19 protein-coding genes, 1 tRNA gene and 1 riboswitch are annotated in these 23,147 nt (G+C 71.2%); of the genes, 16 read left to right on the forward strand and 4 right to left on the reverse strand.

Annotation, left to right across the window (positions count from 1 at the left end):
* Nucleotides 1–109: 109 nt before the first annotated feature.
* The 15 genes from ACZ4UV_RS36125 (at nt 110) to ACZ4UV_RS36195 (ending at nt 18,213) form a co-directional block, all read left to right on the forward strand.
* Nucleotides 110–2,311: an N-6 DNA methylase gene (locus tag ACZ4UV_RS36125; RefSeq protein WP_451019009.1), complete on the forward strand. Its 2,202-nt coding sequence runs from the start codon at nt 110–112 to the stop codon at nt 2,309–2,311.
* Nucleotides 2,312–2,497: 186 nt separating this feature from the next.
* Entirely contained in the window at nt 2,498–3,109 is a 612-nt protein-coding gene (locus ACZ4UV_RS36130; protein ID WP_451019010.1) for a hypothetical protein, read from the forward strand.
* Nucleotides 3,110–3,147: 38 nt separating this feature from the next.
* Nucleotides 3,148–4,635 carry a serine/threonine-protein kinase gene (locus ACZ4UV_RS36135; RefSeq protein ID WP_351489345.1) on the forward strand — a complete coding sequence of 496 codons (1,488 nt, stop codon included), beginning with the start codon at nt 3,148–3,150 and terminating at the stop codon, nt 4,633–4,635.
* Nucleotides 4,636–4,714: 79 nt separating this feature from the next.
* A complete protein-coding gene (locus ACZ4UV_RS36140; RefSeq protein ID WP_451019011.1) occupies nt 4,715–5,539 on the forward strand; it encodes a glycoside hydrolase domain-containing protein in 825 nt (274 codons plus the stop codon).
* A gap of 170 nt (nt 5,540–5,709) precedes the next feature.
* The gene (locus tag ACZ4UV_RS36145; protein WP_467843744.1) at nt 5,710–6,357 is read left to right on the forward strand and encodes a SurA N-terminal domain-containing protein; all 648 of its coding nucleotides are present in this window, start codon (nt 5,710–5,712) and stop codon (nt 6,355–6,357) included.
* Between the two features lie 109 nt (nt 6,358–6,466).
* Complete coding sequence (locus ACZ4UV_RS36150; protein ID WP_451019013.1) at nt 6,467–7,477, forward strand: nucleoside triphosphate pyrophosphohydrolase; 1,011 nt, start codon at nt 6,467–6,469, stop codon at nt 7,475–7,477.
* Nucleotides 7,474–8,730 (forward strand): cytochrome P450 family protein, encoded by a 1,257-nt coding sequence (locus ACZ4UV_RS36155; RefSeq protein ID WP_451019014.1) that lies wholly within the window; start codon nt 7,474–7,476, stop codon nt 8,728–8,730. The genes ACZ4UV_RS36150 and ACZ4UV_RS36155 overlap by 4 nt, the downstream gene beginning before the upstream one ends.
* Nucleotides 8,731–8,930: 200 nt before the next feature.
* Nucleotides 8,931–9,941, forward strand: coding sequence for a transglycosylase family protein (locus ACZ4UV_RS36160; protein ID WP_451019015.1), 1,011 nt, complete (start codon nt 8,931–8,933; stop codon nt 9,939–9,941).
* 182 nt (nt 9,942–10,123) lie between these two features.
* Nucleotides 10,124–10,297: riboswitch (cyclic di-AMP (ydaO/yuaA leader) on the forward strand.
* 4 nt (nt 10,298–10,301) lie between these two features.
* Nucleotides 10,302–10,991 carry a transglycosylase family protein gene (locus ACZ4UV_RS36165; protein ID WP_451019016.1) on the forward strand — a complete coding sequence of 230 codons (690 nt, stop codon included), beginning with the start codon at nt 10,302–10,304 and terminating at the stop codon, nt 10,989–10,991.
* Nucleotides 10,992–11,394: 403 nt separating this feature from the next.
* Nucleotides 11,395–12,681, forward strand: a complete 1,287-nt coding sequence (eno, locus tag ACZ4UV_RS36170; RefSeq protein ID WP_351957329.1) for a phosphopyruvate hydratase — start codon at nt 11,395–11,397, stop codon at nt 12,679–12,681.
* 108 nt (nt 12,682–12,789) lie between these two features.
* Nucleotides 12,790–13,266, forward strand: a complete 477-nt coding sequence (locus ACZ4UV_RS36175; protein ID WP_351489216.1) for an FtsB family cell division protein — start codon at nt 12,790–12,792, stop codon at nt 13,264–13,266.
* Nucleotides 13,267–13,295: 29 nt separating this feature from the next.
* Nucleotides 13,296–13,814 (forward strand): DUF501 domain-containing protein, encoded by a 519-nt coding sequence (locus ACZ4UV_RS36180; protein WP_384489793.1) that lies wholly within the window; start codon nt 13,296–13,298, stop codon nt 13,812–13,814.
* Nucleotides 13,815–13,952: 138 nt separating this feature from the next.
* Nucleotides 13,953–14,894 carry a Ppx/GppA phosphatase family protein gene (locus tag ACZ4UV_RS36185; RefSeq protein WP_467843750.1) on the forward strand — a complete coding sequence of 314 codons (942 nt, stop codon included), beginning with the start codon at nt 13,953–13,955 and terminating at the stop codon, nt 14,892–14,894.
* 441 nt (nt 14,895–15,335) lie between these two features.
* Nucleotides 15,336–16,715, forward strand: coding sequence for an NAD(P)/FAD-dependent oxidoreductase (locus ACZ4UV_RS36190; protein ID WP_093502015.1), 1,380 nt, complete (start codon nt 15,336–15,338; stop codon nt 16,713–16,715).
* Nucleotides 16,716–16,923: 208 nt separating this feature from the next.
* Complete coding sequence (locus ACZ4UV_RS36195; protein ID WP_451021925.1) at nt 16,924–18,213, forward strand: class I SAM-dependent methyltransferase; 1,290 nt, start codon at nt 16,924–16,926, stop codon at nt 18,211–18,213.
* A 100-nt stretch (nt 18,214–18,313) separates the two neighbouring features.
* Here ACZ4UV_RS36195 and ACZ4UV_RS36200 read toward each other — a convergent pair whose 3' ends face one another.
* Nucleotides 18,314–20,842 (reverse strand): ABC transporter permease, encoded by a 2,529-nt coding sequence (locus ACZ4UV_RS36200; protein WP_451021924.1) that lies wholly within the window; start codon nt 20,840–20,842, stop codon nt 18,314–18,316.
* Entirely contained in the window at nt 20,842–21,606 is a 765-nt protein-coding gene (locus ACZ4UV_RS36205; protein ID WP_451021926.1) for an ABC transporter ATP-binding protein, read from the reverse strand. Before ACZ4UV_RS36205 ends, ACZ4UV_RS36200 begins: the two co-directional genes overlap by 1 nt.
* Before the next feature lie 447 nt (nt 21,607–22,053).
* On the opposite strand from ACZ4UV_RS36205, the gene ACZ4UV_RS36210 reads away from it, so the two are divergent.
* A tRNA-Leu gene (locus tag ACZ4UV_RS36210) sits at nt 22,054–22,136 on the forward strand.
* A gap of 80 nt (nt 22,137–22,216) precedes the next feature.
* On the opposite strand, the gene ACZ4UV_RS36215 is transcribed toward ACZ4UV_RS36210, so the two are convergent.
* Both ACZ4UV_RS36215 and ACZ4UV_RS36220 read right to left on the reverse strand, forming a co-directional pair.
* Complete coding sequence (locus ACZ4UV_RS36215; RefSeq protein WP_390047008.1) at nt 22,217–22,477, reverse strand: hypothetical protein; 261 nt, start codon at nt 22,475–22,477, stop codon at nt 22,217–22,219.
* A gap of 146 nt (nt 22,478–22,623) precedes the next feature.
* Nucleotides 22,624–23,025, reverse strand: coding sequence for a helix-turn-helix domain-containing protein (locus tag ACZ4UV_RS36220; protein WP_390047010.1), 402 nt, complete (start codon nt 23,023–23,025; stop codon nt 22,624–22,626).
* Nucleotides 23,026–23,147 lie beyond the last annotated feature (122 nt).

A 23,147-nucleotide genomic window follows, 5' to 3' on the forward strand; every position in this document is an offset into this window, starting at 1 on the left:
ACCGAGTCAACATGACTTACGTGGAGCGATGTGTACACGTCCGTGAAGGGGGGGATCTTGTGTGCGTCGGTATGCTCGGTGCACACATGGGACAAGGGAGCGAGGCCGCGTGCAGGACAACGCCACAGAGGTGACCGCGGCCGGCATCGCACGGCTCGCCGGGGTGGGCCGCGCCGCCGTCAGTAACTGGCGGCGCCGGCACGCCGACTTCCCCAAGCCGGTCGGCGGCACCGAGACCAGCCCGTCCTTCGCACTCGCCGAGGTCGAGTCCTGGCTGCGCAGGCAGGGCAAACTCGCCGAGGTCCCGCTGCGGGAGCGGGTCTGGCAGCAACTCGCCGGGCACCCCGACGGCGCGCTGACGGCGCTCGTGCACGCCGGCTGCGCGCTGCTGCTGATCCACGAGCGCCCCACCGTCTGGCTCCAGGTGAGCGCCGGCTCGGACGAGCGCCTGGCCGCGATGCTGCCGGCCGCGCTGGACGAGGTGTTGACCGCGCGCCTCCGCGGCTCGGCGGAGCCCACGGTTCACAGCGGCCGGGCCTCGGACGCCGCAGAAGCTGTGAACAGGTCAGGTGGCGCGGCCGGTGTGAACAAGTCACGCGGCGCGGCCGGTGTGAACAGGTCCGGCGGTACGGAAGGTGTGAGCACCGCACCCCCCGCTGCCGCTGCCGCTGCCGCCCTCGCCACTCCCGCCGTCCGTACCCCCACCGGCCCCCAACTCCTCCCCTCCACCCCCCTCCTGCGCGGCGCGGCCGAACTGGCCGCCGAGGCCGGGGCCCGGCAGGCCTTCGAGTTCCTGCTGGGGCGGCACCTGGACGCCAACCCACGCCAGTACACGCTCACACCGTCCGAACTCGCCGGTCTCATGGCCGACCTGGCCGGCCCCGCCCGCACCGTGCTGGACCCGGCCTGCGGAACCGGCGCCCTGCTGCGGGCCGTCGACGTCCGCCCCCACCAGCAGCTGTACGCCCAGGACAGCGCCCCCGAACTCGCCGCGCTGACCGCGCTGCGGCTCGCGCTGCACTCCCGGGCGGGGGTGCACGGCGCCGCCGGCGACACCCTGCGCGCCGACGCCTACCCGGAGCTGCGCGCGGACGCGGTGCTGTGCCACCCGCCGTTCAACGAGCGCAACTGGGGCCACGACGAACTGGCGTACGACGCCCGCTGGGAGTACGGCTTCCCCGCGCGCACCGAGTCCGAACTGGCCTGGGTGCAGCACGCCCTGGCCCGGCTCGCCGACGGCGGCACCGCGGTCCTGCTGATGCCGCCGGCCGTCGCGTCCCGCCGTTCCGGGCGCCGGATCCGCGCCGACCTGCTGCGCCGGGGCGCGCTCAGGGCACTGGTCGCGCTGCCGGCCGGGGCGGCGCCGCCGTACAGCATTCCGCTGCACCTGTGGGTGCTGCGCCGGCCCGACCGGACGCCGGCCACGCCCGAGGTGCTGCTCGTGGACACCGGGAAGTTCGCCGGGGAGGGGCGGGGCGGCCCCGACTGGGCGGCGGTACGGGACGCCGTCCTGGACGCCTGGCGTGCCTTCGAGCGCGACGGGGGACCGGTGGAACGGCCGGGGCTGGCCCGTGCGGTGCCGGTCATCGAACTCCTCGACGACGACGTGGACCTCGCCCCCGCCCGCCATCTGCCCCCGGCCGCCGCGGCCGACGGCGCGGCAGAGCTCACGGCGGTCCGCGAGCGGCTCGGCGCGACCCTGCGCCTGACCGTCGACCTCACCCCGCCGCCGGCCGACCAGGCGCTGCCCGCGCGGTGGCCGCTCACCACCGTCGGTGAACTCGCGCGCGCGGGCGCGCTGGTGCTGCGCACCGGCGGGAACGGCGGCCACGCGCGCGTGCCCGTACTCACCGACCACGACGTCCTCGCCGCGACGGCTCCCTCGGGCACGCTCCCCGAGAGCGACGAGGAGGCCGTGCTGACCGAGCCGGGCGATGTCGTCGTACCGGTCCTCGGCGGCGGCTCGGTGGCGCGGGTGATCGACGACGCGACGGCGGGCGCGGCCCTGGGGCGCAACCTGGTGCTGCTGCGCCCCGACCGCACCGCCCTCGACCCGTGGTTCCTCGCCGGCTTCCTGCGCGGCACCGCCAACAACCGGCAGGCCAGCAGCTACGCCTCCACGGCGACCCGGCTGGACGTGCGCCGGCTGCAGCTGCCCCGGCTCCCCCTGGACGAACAGCGGCGCTACGGTGCCCGTTTCCGCGCGCTCGACGAGTTCGAGCGGGCGCTGCGCCACGCGAGCCGACTCGGGGAGCACCTCGTGCGCGGGATGTACGACGGCCTCACCGACGGGACCGTCGCGCCCGACTGATCGCCGACCGGGGTCCGCAGACAGTCGGTCCGACAACGGTTCGGTACAACCCGAACCGGTTGTCCGCGCCTGGCCATATGCTCGATCCGACCATCGCACGACCGGTGCCGTCCGCGGGCGGACAGCGCCGGACGGGCACGTACGCCCTTTTCACGTACGCCCTTCACCAGGCACACAGGAGCGATCATGCAAGGCCAGGGCCATGCGCAGCCGGTGCAGCGGCCGCCGCACGACGCGGTACTGGTCCTGCTGCGTGTGGTGTTCGTGGCGCTCGGGGTGTTCAGTGCCGGCTTCCTGGCGTGGGCGATGCTGCTGCGGCTGGCCGTCGTGACCCGCAGACCGGTCGACATCGGCGTGATGGTGGCGGCCGTGGCGGCCGACGTCCTCAGCATCGTGCTGCTGGGCAGCGAACCCGGCGACGACGTGCACACCGCCGGCGGCTACCTGGGGATCACGCTTCTGTTCGGCACCCTCCTGGGCGCCGTCGTCTACTACCTGGTGGCCGACGTACGCCACTTCCAGCGGCAGCGCGAGGCGTACGCGGCGCAGAGGTACGCCTACGCGCCCCCCGTCTCGCCGTACACCACGGGGACGATGCCCCCGCACACCCCTGCCCCGCCCGCGCACTCCGTTCCCCCGGTGCCCGGGCCGCCGCTCGCGCAGCCACCGATACCCGCGCCGCCCCAGCGCCCGGCGCCCGCCCGGATCGAGCAGGTGCGCGCCGAACTCGACGAGCTCAGTGACTACCTGCGCAAGCACGACGGGCACCGCGAGGGCGACCACGAGGGCGGACGGTGACCGTGGCGACAGGACGCGTCGTCGCCGGGCGCTACGAGCTGTCCACGCTCATCGGACAGGGCGGCATGGGCCAGGTGTGGACGGCGTACGACCAACGGCTCGACCGACGGGTGGCGGTGAAGCTGCTGCGCCCCGACAAGGTGGCGGGCGCGGAGGCGGAGGAGCTGCGCCGCCGGTTCCTGCGGGAGTGCCGGGTCACCGCGCAGGTCGACCACCCGGGCCTGGTCACCGTGCACGACGCGGGCAGTGAGGGCGAGGAGCTCTTCCTCGTCATGCAGTACGTGGACGGCGCCGACCTCTCCGACCACCTGGCGGAGCACGACCCGTACCCGTGGCAGTGGGCGGTGGCGGTGGCCGCGCAGCTGTGCGCGGTCCTCAGCGCCGTGCACGCCGTGCCGATCGTCCACCGCGACCTCAAGCCGCGCAACGTGATGGTGAAGCAGGACGGCACGGTCACCGTCCTCGACCTGGGCGTCGCCTCCGTCATGGACACGGACACCACCCGCCTCACCCACACCGGGTCCCCGATCGGCTCGCCCGCCTACATGGCGCCCGAGCAGGCGATGGGCGGCGCCGTGGGCCCGTACACCGACCTGTACGCGCTCGGCGTGCTGCTGCACGAACTGCTCAGCGGAGAGGTCCCGTTCGCGGGTTCCACGGCGCTCGGGGTGCTGCACCGTCACCTGTACGAGCCGCCGGCTCCGGTACGCCGGACCCGCCCCGAGGTCCCGGAGGCGCTGGAGAGCCTCGTGCTGCGCCTGCTCGCCAAGGACCCGCAGCACCGCCCGGCGTCCGCGCAGGAGGTCTACGAGGACCTGGCCTCGCTTCTGCCCGCGCGCGGGACGCCGTCCGGGGCTCCCCTGGACCCCACGCGCCCCTTCCTGCGCCCGCACGCCCCCTGGCCGGACCGGGCGCGCACGCCCGCACCCCAGCCCGCCGCCCCCGCGGCCGCCGTACCGGACAGACCGGATGTCGCCGCGGCCGTCGACGAGGTCAAGCGGCTGCTCGGGGAGGGACGCATCACCCAGGCCGTCGACATCCTGGGCGCGATCCTGCCCGTCGCCGCCGACCAGCACGGCGAGCGCTCCACGGTCGTACGCACCCTCCGCAAGCAGTACGCGGCCACGCTGATGGACGACGGGCAGTACCGGCGCGCGCTGCCCGAACTGCGCCGCCTCGCCGACGAACGCGCCGCCGAGGCGGGCCAGGCCGACCCGCAGGCCCTGCGTTTCCGCTACGAGACCGCCCAGTGCCTGGAACAGCTCGGCGAACCGGCGGCGGCGCTCGCGGAGTACCGCGCGCTGCTGCCGTACTACGAGAACCAGTACGTGGCCGGCGACCCGCAGCTCGCCCACGAGGTGCGTCGCCGGATCGGCCATCTGCTGCTCGCCCTCGGCGACCGGCCGGCCGCCCACGACACGCTCACCCGGCTGCTGTTCGACGTGGAACGGCTGCACGGGCCCGGCCATCCCCTGGCCGGCGAGGTGCGGCGGACGCTGCACTGGCTGGGGCAGATGCGCGGCTAGTCCCCGTGCGGTGCATACTGCACCTACTTTTCGCACAACTTGCCGCACGGCAAAGACACAACAGGGGTGGGGTTCGGGCATGTCCAGCCATCGGCAGTCGAAGAAGCGCAGATACATCACCTGGGGCGTCGCGGGCGCCGCGGTCGTCGCGGGGGCCGGGATCGCCGCGCAGACCTCCATGGCGGCCACCACCTGGCCCGCCCAGAGGACGTTCACCGGCCGCGCCTTCGACACCTGCGCCGCGCCCTCCGCCACCGTGATGAAGGCCTGGAACACCGGCTTCTACGGCGCCGCCGCCGTCTACATCGGCGGCAAGAACCGCGGCTGCGCCCAGCCCAACCTCACCGCTTCCTGGGTCAAGTCGGTCTCCGCGACGGGCTGGAAGCTCATCCCGCTCTACGTCGGTGCCCAGCCGTCCTGCGGATCCGGCGGCTCGGTGAAGATCAGCGCCTCCACCGCCGCCTCCGTCGGCAAGTCCGAGGCGGACGACGCCGTGGCCAAGGCCGCCGCGCTCGGGATGAAGGCCGGCAGCCCGATCTACCTCGACATGGAGGCGTACGACACGACGAACACGTCGTGCAACAACGCCGTGCTGACGTACGTCCGCGCCTTCGACAAGGAACTGCGGGCGAAGACGTACCGCGCCGGCTTCTACGGCTTCACCAGCTCCAGCGCCAAGGCGATCGCGAACGCCACCGACAAGACGGACCTGCCGGGCAACCTCTGGTACGCGCTGTGGGACAAGAGCAACACCACGACCACGGACTGGCCGTTCGGCTCGACCCAGTACACCGGGCACAGCCGGGCCCACCAGTACATGGTGAACAGCAAGGAGACGCGCGGCGGTTACACGGTCACTGTGGACCGTGACGCGTGGGACGCCCCGGTGGCGATCACGGGCTGAGCGGGGTCCGCACGGGATCCGTACCGCAAACCCTTGCGGAGGGTGGTGCGGCGGTGCCGGACGCGCGTGTGAATCGTTGGTCGAATGGGTTGGCCAGAGCTTGCCCACTGCCTACCATCGATCACCGCAAGACTTTGTGCACCGTCGCACAATCTCCTCGGGAGGCACCCTTGCACCGCCGCCGTCGCACCGCGCTCCTCCTCTCCGCCGCGATCGCCGCCGCGGCCCCCTTCCTGACCGCCTGCGGAAGCGACGCGCACCCGGGCGCGGCGGCCGTCGTGGGCGGCCAGCGGATCACCGTCTCGCAGCTGGAGAACCGCGTGAACGAGGTGCGCCGGGCCCAGCGCGCCGCGGTGCCGGACCAGACGCAGTACCAGCAGGTCCTCGCCTCCACCAGCAGCCTCACCCGGGACACCCTGTACAACATGGTGCTCGACAAGGTGCTGCACCGGGCCGCCCGGACCGCGGGTGTCACCGTCACCCGGGCGGAGGTCGAGCAGATGCGCACCGGCCTCGAACGGCAGGCCGGCGGTTCCGCGGCGCTGCAGACGGCCTGGCTGCAGAAGTACGGCATCGCCCCCCAGCGGCTGGACGACAACCTCCGCTTCCAGGTGGAGGCCAAGAAGCTCGCCGAGGTGCTCGGCACCGACACCTCGCAGCCCGCCTTCTGGAAGGCCCTGGCGAGCGCCTCCAAGGAACTCCACGTCGACCTGAACCCGCGCTACGGCGCCTGGGATGTCCAGAAGAGCAGCCGGGTGGACGCCAAGACGCCGTGGGTACGGGAGGTCACCTCGGCCGGGACGCAGGTGTCCGCGTAGGGCGGGCCGCCGGGGTGGCCATCTCCATTGCGGTCATACGATCACTTGATCGCCCTCACCCTGTGGACAAACTGCGAGGTGGGCGGCGGCGGTGCGTTACGTTCGGAGCGTGAACACCACCAGGCCCGAACCCACCCCGGACCCCTCCGCCACGCCTGCGGCCGCCGACCCCGGCCGGATCGTCCTGCTCACCACCAGCCACCGGGTCGCCCCCGGCCTGCTGTCCTGGCCCGCCTGGCAGGCGCTGCGCGCGGCGGACCGCGTGCTGTGCGCGGACGGCGCGCATCCGCAGCTGCCGTATCTGCGGGAGGCCGGGACCGCCGTGGACGAGGCCGCCCCCACCGCCGAGGAGCTGGTCGACGCCTGCGCCGGCGGCCGGACCGTGGTGGTCGTCGCGACGGGTGAGGGCGAACCCGCCCTCACCGACGGCCTGGCCCGCCTGGCCGGCTCCGGCCGCGTCCGGATGCCCGAGCTGGAGCTCCTCCCCGCCTCCTACGACCTGCCCGGCGCCCGCCTCCTCGACCTCGTCCAGGTCATGGACCGGATCCGCGAGGAGTGCCCCTGGTCGTCCCGGCAGACCCACCAGGGCCTCGCGAAGTACGGCATCGAGGAGGCGTACGAACTCGTCGAGGCGATCGAGGAGGGCGACCGCGACGAACTGCGGGAGGAACTGGGCGACGTGCTCCTCCAGGTCGTCTTCCACGCGCGGATCGCGGAGGAGGACCCGGACGCCCCCTTCTCGATCGACGACGTCGCGGGAGGCATCGTCGCCAAGCTCATCCACCGCCACCCGCACGTCTTCGGCGACGAGACCGCGTCGACGCCGGAGGAGGTCAAGGAGCACTGGCTGCGCACGAAGGCGGTGGAGAAGCGGCGCGCGTCCGTGACGGACGGGATACCCCTCGCCCAGCCGGGTCTCGCCCTGGCGGCGAAGCTGGCCTCCCGGGTGCGGACGGCCGGCCTCGAGGTGCCGCTGCCGCAGGCTCCGGGCATCGGGTACGAGCTGCTCGCCCTGGCGGCCCGCGCGGAGGCCGACGGCACCGACCCGGAGGCGGCCCTGCGTGCGGCGGCCCGGGCCTACCGGGACGCGGTGCGGGCGACGGAGGGAGTGGAGAAGTGACCCCGGTCGCCCCCGACCTCTTCACCTGGGAGTTCGCCGCGGACCCCTACCCCGCCTACGCCTGGCTGCGGGAGCACGAGCCCGTGCGGCGGACCCGGCTGCCCAGCGGGGTGGAGGCCTGGCTGGTCACGCGGTACGGGGACGCCAAGCAGGCCCTCGCCGACCCCCGTCTGTCCAAGAACCCGGCGCATCACGACGAGCCCGCGCACGCCAAGGGGAAGACCGGCATCCCCGGGGAGCGCAAGGCCGAGTTGATGACGCACCTGCTCAACATCGACCCGCCGGACCACACCCGGCTGCGGCGGCTGGTGAGCAAGGCGTTCACCCCGCGCCGGGTGGCCGAGTTCGCGCCGCGGGTCCGGGAGCTGACCGACCGGCTCATCGACGGGTTCGCGGAGCGGGGCGAGGCCGACCTCATCCACGAGTTCGCCTTCCCGCTCCCCATCTACGCCATCTGCGACCTGCTCGGCGTCCCGCCCGAGGACCAGGACGACTTCCGGGACTGGGCGGGGATGATGATCCGGCACGGGGGCGGGCCGCGGGGCGGGGTCGCGCGGTCGGTGAAGAAGATGCGCGGGTACCTGGCCGAGCTGATCCACCGGAAGCGGGAGGCGCTGCCCGCCGAGGCCGGTCCCGGCGAGGACCTCATCTCCGGGCTCATCCGGGCCTCGGACCACGGCGAGCACCTCACCGAGAACGAGGCCGCGGCCATGGCCTTCATCCTGTTGTTCGCGGGTTTCGAGACCACCGTCAACCTGATCGGCAACGGGACGTACGCGCTGCTCACCCACCCCGGGCAGCGGACACGTCTGCAGGAGTCCCTGGCCGCCGGTGAGCGCGGGCTGTTGGAGACCGGCGTCGAGGAACTGCTGCGCTACGACGGGCCGGTGGAGCTGGCCACCTGGCGGTTCGCCACCGAGCCGGTCGACATCGGCGGGCAGCGCATCGCGCCCGGCGACCCGGTCCTGGTCGTCCTGGCCGCGGCCGACCGGGACCCGGATCGGTTCGCCGAGCCGGACACCCTCGACCTCGCCCGGCGGGACAACCAGCACCTCGGCTACGGCCACGGCATCCACTACTGCCTCGGGGCCCCGCTCGCCCGCCTGGAGGGGCAGACCGCGCTCGCCGGCCTCCTCACCCGCCTCCCCGACCTGCGACTCGCGGTGGACGAGAGCGAGTTGCGGTGGCGCGGCGGGCTCATCATGCGCGGACTGCGCACCCTGCCCGTGGAGTTCACGCCGGCCGGTCGCTGAAGCCCCCCGCAGGCCCTCGCCGAGGCTTGTACCGGCCCGTGGGGGTAAAAGGTGACCGACGTTCAAGTCTGTGATCTTCACGTGATCTACGCGGCATTAACTTGTGACAAGTGATCGTCTGCCGATACGTTCACCCATCAGCGCGGCGCCCCTGCGGGAACCGTCGCGCCGGTCACCGCTGTCGCTCGAAAGGTTTCCGCATGCTCTCCGGGAACGGTCGTCACCGTCGCCCCCGCCAGGCTCCGGCACTCCTCGTCGCGGCCGGGGTGACCGGCTCCGCCATCGCCATCCCGCTCCTAGGCGCGGTGAACGCCAGCGCGGCCGACGGCTCGACCTGGGACCAGGTGGCCGAGTGCGAGAGCGGCGGCTCCTGGAGCGCCGACAACGGCACGGGCTACTACGGCGGCCTCCAGATGTCCCTGGACGACTGGAGCAAGTACGGGGGGCTGGAGTACGCCGGCACGCCGGACCAGGCGAGCCGTTCGCAGCAGATCGCGGTCGCCGAGAAGATACTCGCCGACCAGGGCACCAAGCCCTGGCGGACCTGCGCCCTGCTCGCCGGCCTCTCGTCCGACGACGCCTCGGTGAACGTCGACACGGGACTCGGCGACTCGGGCGATTCATCCGGTTCCTCCGACTCGTCTGACTCGTCCTCCGGACTGTCGGACTCGTCCTCCTCTTCCGGCTCCGACTCGTCTTCGGGCGCCACGGACTCCGGGAACGACTCCGCCGCCCCCTCTCCGAGTGCGAGTGCCGACGACGGCTCCAAGGGGGACAGTTCCAGCAAGTCCAACAAGACGGACAAGTCGGAATCCTCCGACTCCGACGCAGGCTCCGGCGCCTCGAAGGCGAGCGAGAGTCCCGTCACCTCCGGGATCGACGACTCGGACAATTCATGGCAGACCGGCGGCTCTTGGAGCCTGGTCGACACGGGAGCCGTCAGCAGCGGCGGCAAGCACCGCGGCGGCTCGGCGGACGAAAGCGTGACAAACGGTCAGAGTGTCACCTCCTCCGGCCGCCACGCCTCCCGCGATGCCGGCACCTACACCGTCCGCGACGGCGACACCCTTGCCTCCATCGCCGACTCCCTTGACCTCGACGGTGGATGGCGTGCGCTCTACGCCGCGAACAAGGCCGACATCGGCACCGACCCGAACGCCATCACCCCCGGTCAGACCCTGAAACTCGGCAGCGAATCGGACGAAAAGTAGCGGGAGTTGACGTCCCGCTTCGAGTTGAATGTCCGTTTTGGTGAAAGTGTGGGATGAGTCTCAGAAGCCCTGATCATCTTTGAAATTCACCTGATGGCCTGTTTACGGTCAAGGCCGCTCGTCACCACGAGCCCCGGCCGTCGCAACGCCGAGTCCTGCCAGCGGCCGCCCGGGAACAGTCGTCGCGTCATGCGCCGTAGGCAGGAGCGGGGGACCCAAGGTAAGTGCCGGGGCCGGTAGTTGAGGCTGCCGATCCGGCTCGGGGTGAAGCCGCGCACCGACACACGGTGTGCGGCCGGGCAACTCAACCGGCCCGAACCCGACAGCTCACCTCGCAGGCGTCGGTGAGGGGATCGATCCATGCTGTTCTCCGGCAAGGGCAAGCACCGTCGTCCGTCCAAGGCCGTCCGCGCCATCGCTGTCGCCGGTGTCACCGGCGTCGCCGTCGCCGCCCCGCTGATGGCGGCCGGCAGCGCCTCCGCCGCCACCGCCTCCGAGTGGGACGCCGTCGCCCAGTGCGAGTCCGGCGGCAACTGGGCCATCAACACCGGCAACGGCTACTACGGTGGTCTGCAGTTCTCCGCCTCCACCTGGGCCGCGTACGGCGGCACGCAGTACGCCGCGCAGGCCAACCAGGCCACCAAGGCGCAGCAGATCCAGATCGCCGAGAAGGTCCTCGCCGCCCAGGGCAAGGGGGCCTGGCCGGTCTGCGGCACGGGCCTGTCCAGCGCCACCTACACCGGCGGCAGCTCCAGCAGCTCCTCCGGCTCCAGCTCGTCGAGCAGCAGCACCAGCACCCGCTCGACCGACACCCAGGCCGCCTCCCGCTCCGCCGAGCGCCCGGCCGCCAAGAAGACCGTCACCACCCCGACCGGCAAGAAGGTCAAGAAGGGCGACGGCGAGTACAAGGTCGTCAAGGGCGACACCCTCAGCTCGATCGCCGAGAAGCACAAGGTCAAGGGCGGCTGGCAGGCGCTGTTCAAGCTGAACAAGGACATCGTCGACGACGCCGACTTCATCTACCCGGGCCAGCAGCTGCACCTGAAGTAGGGCACCTGACGCAGCGCGCGGCGCGGCCGCCGAAAGTATTGAGCGGCGCCCAGCTGAACCACAGCTCCCACACAGCCGTGGTCCCCATAGTGGAGACCACGTGAGGGTCACCCCCCGTCCCCCACAGGCCCCCGCTCCGGTGCGTTTTCCCCCGTACGCACCGGGGCGGGGTTTCTCTTTGCCGCCCCTTCCCGGCGCGCTTCTTGGCCCGCTCTTCTTCCGTTCTTCATCGGGACCCCCTTTGTTCCGCGCATGAACAATGAGTACCGTCTGTGTGTCCACGGGCCGGTCGGTCGTGCCGGCCGACGGCCCTCGGACGGTTAGGCTCTAGTCGCAAGGCTGAGCAAGGGCCGACGAGGCCCACGTGCGCCCCGCACAACCAGCGTCACATCCCAAGAAGGAGATGCTCGTGCCGTCCATCGACGTCGTCGTAGCCCGGGAAATCCTGGACTCCCGAGGCAACCCCACGGTCGAGGTCGAGGTCGGCCTCGACGACGGCAGCACGGGTCGTGCCGCCGTTCCGTCCGGCGCCTCCACCGGTGCCTTCGAGGCCATCGAGCTCCGTGACGGCGACCCCAACCGCTACCAGGGCAAGGGCGTCGAGAAGGCCGTCCTCGCCGTCATCGAGCAGATCGGCCCGGAGCTCGTCGGCTACGACGCCACCGAGCAGCGCCTGATCGACCAGGCCATGTTCGACCTGGACGCCACCGACAACAAGGGCTCGCTCGGCGCCAACGCCATCCTCGGTGTCTCCCTCGCCGTCGCGCACGCCGCCTCCGAGGCGTCCGACCTGCCGCTGTTCCGCTACCTCGGTGGCCCGAACGCGCACCTGCTGCCCGTCCCGATGATGAACATCCTCAACGGCGGCTCGCACGCGGACTCCAACGTCGACATCCAGGAGTTCATGATCGCCCCGATCGGCGCGGAGTCCTTCTCCGAGGCGCTGCGCTGGGGTGCCGAGGTCTACCACACCCTGAAGAAGGTCCTGAAGGGCAAGGGTCTGGCCACCGGCCTCGGCGACGAGGGCGGCTTCGCCCCGAACCTGGAGTCGAACCGCGCCGCGCTCGACCTCATCCTGGAGGCCATCAAGCAGGCCGGTTACGTCCCCGGCGAGCAGATCGCGCTCGCGCTCGACGTCGCCGCGTCCGAGTTCTACAAGGACGGCAAGTACGAGTTCGAGGGCAAGTCCCGCTCGGCCGCCGAGATGACCGAGTACTACGAGGAGCTCGTCGCCTCCTACCCGCTGGTCTCCATCGAGGACCCGCTGTTCGAGGACGACTGGGCGGGCTGGAAGGTCCTCACCGACAAGCTCGGCGACAAGGTGCAGATCGTCGGCGACGACCTGTTCGTCACCAACCCGGAGCGCCTGGCCCGCGGCATCGAGGAGGGCACCGCCAACGCCCTGCTGGTGAAGGTGAACCAGATCGGTTCGCTCACCGAGACCCTGGACGCCGTCGAGCTCGCCCAGCGCAACGGCTTCAAGTGCATGATGTCGCACCGCTCCGGCGAGACCGAGGACGTCACCATCGCCGACCTCGCCGTCGCCACCAACTGCGGCCAGATCAAGACCGGCGCCCCGGCCCGCTCCGAGCGCGTCGCCAAGTACAACCAGCTGCTGCGCATCGAGGAGATCCTCGACGACGCGGCGGTGTACGCGGGCCGCAGCGCGTTCCCCCGCTTCAAGGGCTGAGCCCGCTAGAGGGTAAGGCTTAGCCAGTCGTACGTACGTCCCCGTACCCGGTCCCGTACCGTGTCCGGGGACGTACGCACGTATCAGGGCGACCAGGGAGGCGGGGACATGGCCGTGAAGGACCGGGACCGGTTCTCCACCGCGACCAGGCTCAAGCTGCTCGGCGAGCAGACGGCTGCCCGGGTCTACCGTTCCCAGACCAGGCGCCAGGCCCGGCGCTCCCGGCTCACCGGCCGCGCCGCGCTGCTCGCGATCGTGCTGTGCACGATGGTCGTCGCGCTCGCCTATCCGATGCGGCAGTACGTCTCCCAGCGCGCCGAGATCTCCGACCTCGAACGGCAGCAGGAGCAGGCCCGGCAGCGGGTCGAGCAGCTGCGGGACCTCAAGGCGCGGTGGCAGGACGACGCGTACGCCGAGCAGCAGATCCGCGAGCGGCTGCACTACGTGATGCCGGGGGAGACCGGGTTCGTCGTGATCGACCCCGGTGCCGCCAAGCAGGCGCACGCCTACCTCGGGGCGGCCGACCGGCCCTGGTACGCGAACGTCTGGGACGGCGTCGACAAGTCCGACGCGTCCGACCAGTGAACCGACAGAAAGCCACGCAGAACACAGTCATGCAAACGCCTCCGCCCTCCACCCCGCGCACCGAGCCGACCGACGCGGACGTCGAGGCCTTCAAGCAGCAGCTCGGGCGGCCGCCGCGCGGGCTGCGGGCCATCGCGCACCGGTGCCCGTGCGGGCAGCCGGACGTCGTGGAGACCGCGCCGCGGCTGCCGGACGGGACGCCGTTCCCGACGCTGTACTACCTGACGTGCCCGAAGGCCGCGTCCGCCATCGGGACCCTCGAGGCCAACGGCGTGATGAAGGAGATGACGGCGCGGCTGGAGAGCGATCCGGAGCTGGCGGCGGCGTACCGGGCCGCCCACGAGGACTACATCCGGCGCCGGGACGAGATCGAGGAGCTGACGGGCTTTCCCAGCGCCGGGGGGATGCCGGACCGGGTGAAGTGCCTCCACGTCCTGGTGGCCCACTCGCTGGCCGCCGGCCCCGGCGTGAACCCGCTCGGCGACGAGGCGATCGCCATGCTGCCGGAGTGGTGGGCCAAGGGTGCCTGCGTGGTCACGGGCGAGTGACGTGCCGTCCAGGGGCCCCGCCCCCTGGACCCCCGAGGCCTTCGCCCACCCACCACCCGACTCGGTCCGCCGAGAAGGTGCCGCCCCGGCTCGGCTCGGTCCGCCGAGAAGTCACGAACAGAGAAGGAACCCACTGCCATGACCCGCGTCGCCGCCATCGATTGCGGAACCAACTCCATCCGGCTGCTCGTCGCCGACGCGAACCCGGAGACGGGGGAGCTCGTCGATCTGGACCGGCGGATGGTGATCGTGCGGCTCGGGCAGGGGGTGGACCGGACCGGGCGGCTGGCGCCGGAGGCACTGCAGCGGACGTTCGCGGCCTGCCGGGAGTACGCGGCGGTCATCAAGGAGTACGGGGCGGAGCGGCTGCGGTTCGTGGCCACCTCCGCCTCCCGTGACGCCGAGAACCGGGACGAGTTCGTGCGCGGCGTGCTCGACATCCTCGGCGTCGAGCCGGAGGTCATCAGCGGCGACCAGGAGGCCGAGTTCTCCTTCACGGGCGCGACGAGGGAGCTGGCGGGGCGCGACGACCTCGCCAAGCCGTTCCTCGTCGTGGACATCGGCGGCGGGTCGACGGAGTTCGTCGTGGGCGACGCACACGTGCGGGCCGCCCGGTCCGTGGACGTCGGGTGCGTGCGGATGACCGAGCGGCACCTCGTGCACGAGGGGCACGTCAGCGACCCGCCCACCGAGGCCGAGACCGCCTCGATGTGGGCCGACATCGAGCGCGCCCTCGACCTCGCCGAGGAGACCGTACCGCTGCGCGAGGCGCGCACCCTGGTCGGTCTCGCCGGCTCGGTCACCACGCTCTCCGCGATCCACCAGGACCTGCCGGAGTACGACTCCGCCGCCATCCACCACTCCCGCATCCCCTACGCCCGGGTCCGGGAGATCACCGAGTCGCTGCTGCGCTCGACCCACGCCGAGCGGGCGGCCGTGCCCTCCATGCACCCCGGTCGTGTCGACGTCATCGGGGCCGGCGCCCTCGTCCTCCAGTCGATCATGGAACGGGTGGGTGCCGAGGAGGTCGTGGTGAGTGAGCACGACATTCTGGACGGCATCGCCTGGTCCGTCGCCTGACCCGCAGATCGGCGTGATCCATCCTCGGATGAGCATGCGAATCGACGGGTGAGCGCCCCGAACGGCCTGTGACACGCCGTGCCACGACACCCCGACGGAAAACTTCGTGAAGTTCTTCACAAGGAATTCGGTGCAGGTGGGGGGTCCGGCGGGGTCTCTTGGTCCGTTCGGGGGCTCAACAGGCCCGAGCGCGTGCTCAGGAGAGCGTTTCGAGGGTGTTCCGGGAGGTGCTCGTGAGGGTGGCATCGGGTGCCCTCACGGTGCCCCCGGAAGCCTGGAGAGGCAGCTCACGCGGCATTGACAACGGGTCGTATCGGAAGTGGGTTCCCGCGGTCGACCATGACCTGTGTCACGTGGGCGGCGGAGTGTAGCACGACCCTCGTGGAAGCTTGTGAAGGGGCGCACGAGCGGCCCCCTCGGGGCGGGTGGATACTCGATGCCATGAGCACCACGGAGCGTCCCAGGATCCTCGTAGTAGGCGGTGGGTACGTAGGCCTGTACGCAGCTCGGCGCATTCTCAAGAAGATGCGCTACGGCGAGGCGACCGTCACGGTCGTCGACCCCCGGTCGTACATGACCTACCAGCCCTTCCTCCCCGAAGCCGCCGCCGGCAGCATCTCCCCTCGGCACGTCGTCGTCCCGCTGCGACGCGTGCTGCCGAAGGCGGAGGTCCTCACCGGCCGGGTCACCACCATCGACCAGGACCGCAAGGTCGCCACGATCGCGCCGCTCGTCGGCGAGGCGTACGAGCTGCCTTTCGACTACCTCGTCATCGCACTCGGCGCGGTCTCCCGCACCTTCCCGATCCCCGGCCTCGCCGAGCAGGGCATCGGCATGAAGGGCATCGAGGAGTCCATCGGCCTGCGCAACCATGTCCTCGAGCAGCTGGACAAGGCCGACTCGACGACCGACGAGGAGATCCGCCGCAAGGCGCTCACCTTCGTCTTCATCGGCGGTGGCTTCGCGGGCGCGGAGACCATCGGCGAGGTCGAGGACATGGCCCGCGACGCCGCCAAGTACTACAAGAACGTGTCCCGTGAGGACATGCGCTTCGTCCTCGTGGACGCCGCCGACAAGATCCTTCCCGAGGTCGGCCCCAAGCTCGGCCTCTACGGCAAGGAGCACCTGGAGAGCCGTGGCGTGGAGATCTACCTCTCCACCTCGATGGACTCCTGCGTCGACGGCCACGTGGTGCTGAAGAACGGCCTCGAGGTCGACTCCAACACGATCGTGTGGACGGCCGGCGTCAAGCCGAACCCGGCGCTGGCCCGCTTCGGCCTGCCGCTCGGTCCCCGCGGTCACGTCGACACCGCGCCGACCCTCCAGGTGCAGGGCACCGACTACATCTGGGCCGCGGGCGACAACGCCCAGGTGCCGGACGTCGCCGCCCGCAAGGCCGGCGTCGAGAACGCCTGGTGCCCGCCGAACGCGCAGCACGCGCTGCGGCAGGCCAAGGTCCTCGGCGACAACGTGGTCTCCGGCATGCGGGGCTTCCCGCAGAAGGAGTACAGCCACGCCAACAAGGGCGCGGTCGCCGGTCTGGGTCTGCACAAGGGCGTCGCGATGATCGTCCTGGGCAAGACCAAGATCAAGGTCAAGGGCCGTCTCGCCTGGTACATGCACCGTGGCTACCACGGTCTGGCGATGCCGACCTGGAACCGCAAGATCCGCATCTTCGCCGACTGGACGCTCGGCATGTTCCTCAAGCGCGAGGTCGTGTCCCTGGGTGCCATGGAGAACCCCCGCGAGGAGTTCTACGAGGCCGCCAAGCCCGCTCCGGTCGCCGCCCCGAAGGCCGAGGAGAAGGCCAAGGCCTCCTGACCCCGGTCACCGGTCGCTGAACCGTCCGAAGGGCCTCCCGCCATCCGTGGTGCGGGAGGCCCTTCGGCGTGCCCGGGGAGCCGGCGCGATTACATGCTGGCTACATCTGTTTTGCCCAGTCGTAACTCCTTTGCGGGACTGCGCAGCTGCCCTCACGGTGTTTACGTGGTAACCGGCATCCGGGATCGATGTCTTGGAGGTGTGCGCCATGGCCGACGCCGCGTCGCGGCTGAGGAGTGTTGCCGAGCAGGTGCTGGGAGTCCCGCTCCCGGTACGGCTGCGGGTCTGGGACGGATCGGAGGCCGGGCCGCCGGGTGCGCCGACGCTCGTCGTGCGCAACCGCCGCGCCCTGCGCCGCATGTTGTTCAAGCCGGGCGAACTGGGCCTGGCCCGCGCCTGGGTCGCCGGGGACCTGGACATCGAGGGCGACCTCTACGGCGCCCTCGCGGTGATGTCCGGACTGATCTGGGAGCGCGGGGAGGACGACCGCACCCTCGCGCAGGCGCTCCGCGACCCGCGTGTGCGGGCCGCCGTCCGGGAGCTGGTGAGGCTCGCCGGGCCGCCCGTCCCGCCCGCCCCGCCCCGCGAGGAGGTGCGCAGACGGAGCCATCTGCACACCCGCCGCAGCGACAGACAGGCCATCAGCCACCACTACGACGTGGGGAACGACTTCTACGGGATCGTCCTCGGGCCGTCGATGGTGTACTCGTGCGCCTACTGGGAGGACGGCGGTACGTTGGAGACCGCCCAGCGCGACAAGCTCGAACTCGTCAGCGCCAAGCTCGGCCTGAGGCCCGGTCAGCGGCTGCTCGACGTCGGCTGCGGCTGGGGGTCGATGGCGATCCACGCGGCCCGCGAGCACGGCGTGAGCGTCGTCGGGGTCACCCTCTCCCAGGAGCAGGCCGCGTTCGCCCGTAAACGGGTCGCTGACGAGGGTCTGACGGACCGGGTGGAGATCAGGGTCCAGGACTACCGGGACGTCAGGGACGGGCCGTACGACGCGATCTCGTCGATCGGGATGGCGGAGCACGTGGGGGCCGAGCGCTACCTGGAGTACGCGCGGGAACTGCACAGGCTCCTCAAGCCCGGCGGACGGCTGCTCAACCACCAGATCGCGCGGCGCCCGCAGCGTGACGAGTCGGCGTACCACGTCGACGAGTTCATCGACGCCTACGTCTTCCCGGACGGCGAACTCGCCCCGATCGGCACCACCGTCACCCAGCTGGAGCGGGCCGGGTTCGAGGTGCGGGACGTGGAGTCGATCCGCGAGCACTACGCCCGCACCCTGCGCCGTTGGGTGGCCAACCTGGAGGCCGACTGGCCGCGGGCCATGCGGCTGACCAGCCCCGGCCGGGCCCGTGTCTGGCGGCTCTACATGGCCGCCTCCGCCCTCGCCTTCGAACACAACCGCATCGGCGTCAACCAGGTGCTGGCCGTCCGGACCCCGGACTCCGGTGCCTCCGGGCTGCCCCTGCGCACCCGCGTCTGGCAGAACTGAGCCCACGCACGGACCGGCCCACACCCGGACCGGCCCGCGCACCGACGAAAGGGGCCCCGCGTCACCCGCGTGGGCCCCTTCGCCGTACGTCCGCTGCCTGCTACTCGGCCTTGATCGCAGCCAGCACGTTCAGCTTCGCCGCGCGGCGGGCCGGCCACAGGGCCGCCAGGACGCCGACCGTGCCGGCCAGGAGCAGGAAGACCGCCATCCTCGCCCAGGGCAGCACCAGTTCGTACGTCGGCATCCGGGAGCCGACCAGCTGACCGGCCGCCCAGCCGAAGAACACGCCCAGGCCGAGGCCCAGCACCCCGCCGAAGAGCGAGATGACCAGGGACTCCAGGCGGACCATGCGCTTGACCGCCTTGCGGTCCAGGCCGATCGCGCGGAGCATGCCGATCTCCTGGGAGCGTTCGAACACCGACATGGCCAGGGTGTTGATGACACCCAGGACCGCGACGATCACCGCCATCGCGAGGAGCCCGTAGACCATGTTCAGGATCAGCGTGAACGCCTGTGCGATGGAGTCGGACAGGTCCTGCTTGTCCTGGACCTTGATCGCCGGGTTGGAGCCGAGGGCCTTCTCCAGCCTGTCCTTGGCCGCGCTCGACGCGCCGTTCGCCGTCTTGACCATGATCTGCATGTCGGCGGGGTCGGTCTCGTGCGGGGTGAGGGTGGTGCTGTCGAGCATGATCCCGCGGATCACCGCGTTGCCCTCGTAGACCCCGGCGACCGTCAGCCGCTGCGCCTTCCCGTCCTCGTAGTGAACGGTGAAGACGGAACCGGCCTTCCAGCCGTGCGACGTGGCGGTGTCGTCGTCCACGGCGACGTCCGATCCGCCGACCTTGAAGGAGCCGCTGTCCACCGTGAGGTCGGTGAGCCTGCCGATCGACGAGCCGTCGACGCCGGTCAGGAACTCGGTCTCGCCGTCGATGCGGGAGGCCGCGTTGCTGAGCGGGCTGGAGGCGGTCACGCCGTCGGTGGCCGCGACCTTCTTCGCCACGTCGGGGGAGAGCGCGTTGCCGTTGGCCATCGAGACGATGTAGTCCGCGCGGATCGCCGAGCTCGCCATCTTGTCGATGGACTTCTGCAGGCTGCCCGCCATCACCGTCATGCCGGTGATCAGGGTCAGGCCGATCATCAGCGCGGAGGCGGTGGCGGCGGTACGGCGCGGGTTGCGCACCGAGTTCTGCCGCGCGAGCTTGCCGGAGACCCCGAACCCGCGCAGCAGCGGGGCCGCCGCCGCGATCAGCGGTCGGGACAGCAGCGGGGTCAGCACGAAGACGCCGATGATGAGCAGGACCGCGCCGAAGCCCATCGGGGCCTGGCCGTCGCTGCCGCTCATCGTCGTCGCCGCCAGGATCACCACCACGCCCGCCGCCGAGAACAGGGCGCCGATCGTGTTGCGCAGCACCAGCGACTTGGTGGTCGGGGCGGCGTGCAGGGCGCTCATCGCGGCCACCGGCGGGATCTTCGCGGCGCGGCGGCCGGGCAGCCAGGCGGCCAGCATGGTGATGACGATGCCGACCGCGAGGGCGGCGGCCACCGTGCCGGGGCTGACGACCAGCGGGCCGTCCGGGACGGTCGCGCCGAACGAGCCCAGCAGCGAGCGCAGTCCGGCGCCGATGCCGATACCGGCGACCAGACCGGTCACCCCGGCCACCGCGCCGACCACGAACGCCTCGATCAGCACCGACCGGGTGACCTGGCGGCGGGAGGCGCCCACCGCGCGCAGCAGGGCAAGCTCCTTGGTGCGCTGGGCGACCAGCATGGTGAAGGTGTTGGCGATGATGAACGTGCCGACGAACAGCGCGATGCCGGCGAAGACGAGCAGACCCGAGCGCAGGCCGCTCATGCTGCTGGAGATCTGCTCCGCCTGGTCGTCGGCGAGCTTCTGCCCCGTGGTGGTCTCCACGAGCTTCTTCGGAAGGGCCGCGTCCAGCTGGGACTTGAGGGCGGCCTGGCCGGTGCCCAACTTCGCGGTCACGTCGATCTCGTCGTACGCGCCCTTGTTGCCGAACAGCTGCTGCGCGGTCGCCGTGTCGAACAGGGCGAGGCTGCCGCCGGCCGCGACGTTGCCGTCGTCGGTGGTGAAGATGCCGGCGACCGTGGGGGTGAGGACCGGGCCGTCGACGGAGATGCGCACGGTGTCGCCGACCTTGTAGCCGGCCCGCTCGGCGGTCCTGGAGTCGATCAGGACCTCGTCCTTGCCGCTCGGTGCGTGGCCGCTGACCAGCGGGTAACGGGCGTCCTTGGTGCCCCAGTAGTTGCCGCCCTCCGACTGCCAGCCGCCGCCGATCAGCTTGCCGTCCTTGTCGGCGATCGCGGTGAAGCCGGAGACGACTCCGGTGGCGGAGGCGGCCCCGGGAACCTTCGCTGCCTTGTCGAGCACGGCCTGGGTGAGGTCGGGCGTCTTGCCGACCTTGTCGCCCTTGGAGTCCTGGTACTTGGCGGTGACGGCGACGTCGACGCCCTTGAAGCCCTTGGCCGAGCTGTTCTGGTAGGCGTCCGAGATGGTGTTGGTGAAGACCAGGGTGCCGGAGACGAACGCGACGCCGAGCATGACGGCGAGCACGGTCATCAGCAGCCGGGCCTTGTGTGCGAGGACGTTGCGCAGGGCGGTGCGGAACATCAGCTGGTGCGGCCCTTCGCGTCGAACTGCTTCATGAAGTCCAGGACCGTCTCGGCGGTCGGGCGGTACATCTCGTCGACGATCCGGCCGTCGGCCAGGAAGACCACGCGGTCGGCGTACGCGGCCGCCACCGGGTCGTGGGTGACCATGACGACGGTCTGGCCCAGCTCCCGCACCGAGTTGCGCAGGAAGCCCAGCACCTCGGCGCCGGAGCGGGAGTCGAGGTTTCCGGTCGGCTCGTCACCGAAGATGATCTCCGGCCGGGAGGCGAGGGCACGGGCCACGGCGACGCGCTGCTGCTGGCCGCCGGAGAGCTGCGAGGGACGGTGGCCGAGGCGGTCCCGGAGGCCGACCATCCGGATCACGTCGTCCAACCACTGCTTGTCCGGTTTCCGACCCGCGATGTCCATCGGGAGGGTGATGTTCTCCAGCGCGGTCAGCGTCGGCAGCAGGTTGAACGCCTGGAAGATGAACCCGATCTTGTCCCGGCGCAGCTTGGTCAGCTGCTTGTCCTTCAGGGAGCCCAGCTCGGTGTCGCCGATCCGCACGGAACCGGAGGAGAAGGTGTCGAGGCCGGCCACGCAGTGCATCAGCGTGGACTTGCCGGAGCCGGACGGCCCCATGATCGCGGTGAACTCGGCCTGCCGGAACTCGACGGTGACCCGGTCCAGGGCGACCACCTGGGTCTCGCCCTGGCCGTAGATCTTCGAGAGGTCCGTGGCGCGTGCGGCCACGGAAGTGGTCCGCCGGTCGGCTGGGGGCACCCCCGGACGAAGTTTGGGGGAGGGTGTGGTGGACACGGAAGGGTGCTCCTGTCGGGACGACGGCGTTCACGGGGACCGCACCATCGTCTCGGCCGAACCGGTCCGTGTAGTCAGCCGCAGTTCCGGTTCCGGGGGGCGACCGAGGGGGGACCGGCGGGGCGCCGAGTCATACCTGGGGATGACTCGGAACCCCGAGACCCGATCCGGAACAGGGCGCTCCCGGTCGTCGAGAACAGGTGGAGCCCCCTTGTTCGGACGGTGAAATTCCGTCATTCCGTGTACGTGTGCACCCACCGCGCGTAACGCTATTGGCAAGTGCGGATGGCTCGTTCCGGGTGCTGATGCTCCCTCAGACGTCAATAAAATAAGACAACATCGGGTCGCCCGTCCGCTGTTCGGGGGATGCCTCCCGATAGGGTCGGAGCCTCGTAGCGGAGCCCATGGCCTGCCCGGATGGTGGAATGCAGACACGGCGAGCTTAAACCTCGCTGCCCCTCGCGGGCGTACCGGTTCAAGTCCGGTTCCGGGCACTTCCCGCACCTCTCGTGGGTGGCGCCACTCGCCTTCGGCGTCGGCTCACCCTCGGCGCCGACTCACTCCCGGCGCCGGCTCACCCCTCGTAGACGGTCAGCACGGCGCCGTCGACCTGGATGCGGCGGCCCGCGCGCATGCCGTTGCGGCGCAGGGTGCGCAGGCATTCCTCGAAGAGGGCGAGTTCGGCCGGGTCCAGGATGGCGGCGGCCAGGTCCAGCAGCTCGGTGACCGAGGCGTCGGTCAGCACCTCGGGCAGTTCGCCGGACAGCAGGACGACGGACTCGCCGTCGGGTTTGCGGACCACGGCCGTCGCCGGTCCGCCGTGCACGAACAACACATGTCCCCCTGAGAGCCCGTGGTCGTGCGGCTCTCGCGTTCCCGGGCAGTGAGGCAGAGACTAGCGGCGGATCTTGACGCTTTCGTGCGGAGTTGGATTCTTTTTCCGACTTGACGGAAGAGTGTCCGGCTGCGGTCCGGCGGCGCTCACTTCTCCCGGGGTGCGCGGTCCAGCAGCGATTCGACGAGCGCGGTGACGTGCCGGCGGTCGTCGGCCGACAGTTTCTGGACGCTGGCGATGAGCAGCGCGACCTCGGGATCGGCGGTGCCGGCGTCGGCGGCGCCGTGCGGCTCCGCGGCCGGTGAGGTGCCGTACACGTGGATCCCGCAGGCCTCGGCGGCGGCGCGGCGCACCGCCTCCAGGGGGAGCTCCAGCCCCTTGGCCAGGCCCTCCAGGGTGGTCGCCTGGGGCATACGGACCACGCGGTCGGTGGTGGCCAGGTGGTGCACGGTGGAGCGGGGGATGCCGCCGCGCCGTGCCACGTCGCCGTAGGACCAGCCCTTGCGGTCGAGGTGCTCACGGATCAACTGCTGCAGTGCGTTGGCCACTGACCGTCACTTCCTGCTCGCCGCCTGCGGGGTCCTGCCATGTCGCGGCCGATTCTACGGGCGGGTAGGCGATCGGCCGAGAGGGTGATTTTCCGAAGGGGTTGCGCGACGGGTTCCCGAGC

Source organism: Streptomyces sp. NPDC028289, assembly GCF_055565975.1.

What these genes read in the sequence shown, in the direction of transcription:
- ACZ4UV_RS36130 (WP_451019010.1), top strand. Translation starts at nt 2,498, where the DNA reads ATGCAAGGCCAGGGCCATGCGCAGCCGGTGCAGCGGCCGCCGCACGAC.
- ACZ4UV_RS36140 (WP_451019011.1), top strand. Translation starts at nt 4,715, where the DNA reads ATGTCCAGCCATCGGCAGTCGAAGAAGCGCAGATACATCACCTGGGGC.
- ACZ4UV_RS36160 (WP_451019015.1), top strand. Translation starts at nt 8,931, where the DNA reads ATGCTCTCCGGGAACGGTCGTCACCGTCGCCCCCGCCAGGCTCCGGCA.
- ACZ4UV_RS36165 (WP_451019016.1), top strand. Translation starts at nt 10,302, where the DNA reads ATGCTGTTCTCCGGCAAGGGCAAGCACCGTCGTCCGTCCAAGGCCGTC.
- eno (WP_351957329.1), top strand. Translation starts at nt 11,395, where the DNA reads ATGCTCGTGCCGTCCATCGACGTCGTCGTAGCCCGGGAAATCCTGGAC.
- ACZ4UV_RS36175 (WP_351489216.1), top strand. Translation starts at nt 12,790, where the DNA reads ATGGCCGTGAAGGACCGGGACCGGTTCTCCACCGCGACCAGGCTCAAG.
- ACZ4UV_RS36180 (WP_384489793.1), top strand. Translation starts at nt 13,296, where the DNA reads ATGCAAACGCCTCCGCCCTCCACCCCGCGCACCGAGCCGACCGACGCG.
- ACZ4UV_RS36185 (WP_467843750.1), top strand. Translation starts at nt 13,953, where the DNA reads ATGACCCGCGTCGCCGCCATCGATTGCGGAACCAACTCCATCCGGCTG.
- ACZ4UV_RS36190 (WP_093502015.1), top strand. Translation starts at nt 15,336, where the DNA reads ATGAGCACCACGGAGCGTCCCAGGATCCTCGTAGTAGGCGGTGGGTAC.
- ACZ4UV_RS36195 (WP_451021925.1), top strand. Translation starts at nt 16,924, where the DNA reads ATGGCCGACGCCGCGTCGCGGCTGAGGAGTGTTGCCGAGCAGGTGCTG.
- ACZ4UV_RS36200 (WP_451021924.1), bottom strand. Translation starts at nt 20,842, where the DNA reads ATGTTCCGCACCGCCCTGCGCAACGTCCTCGCACACAAGGCCCGGCTG.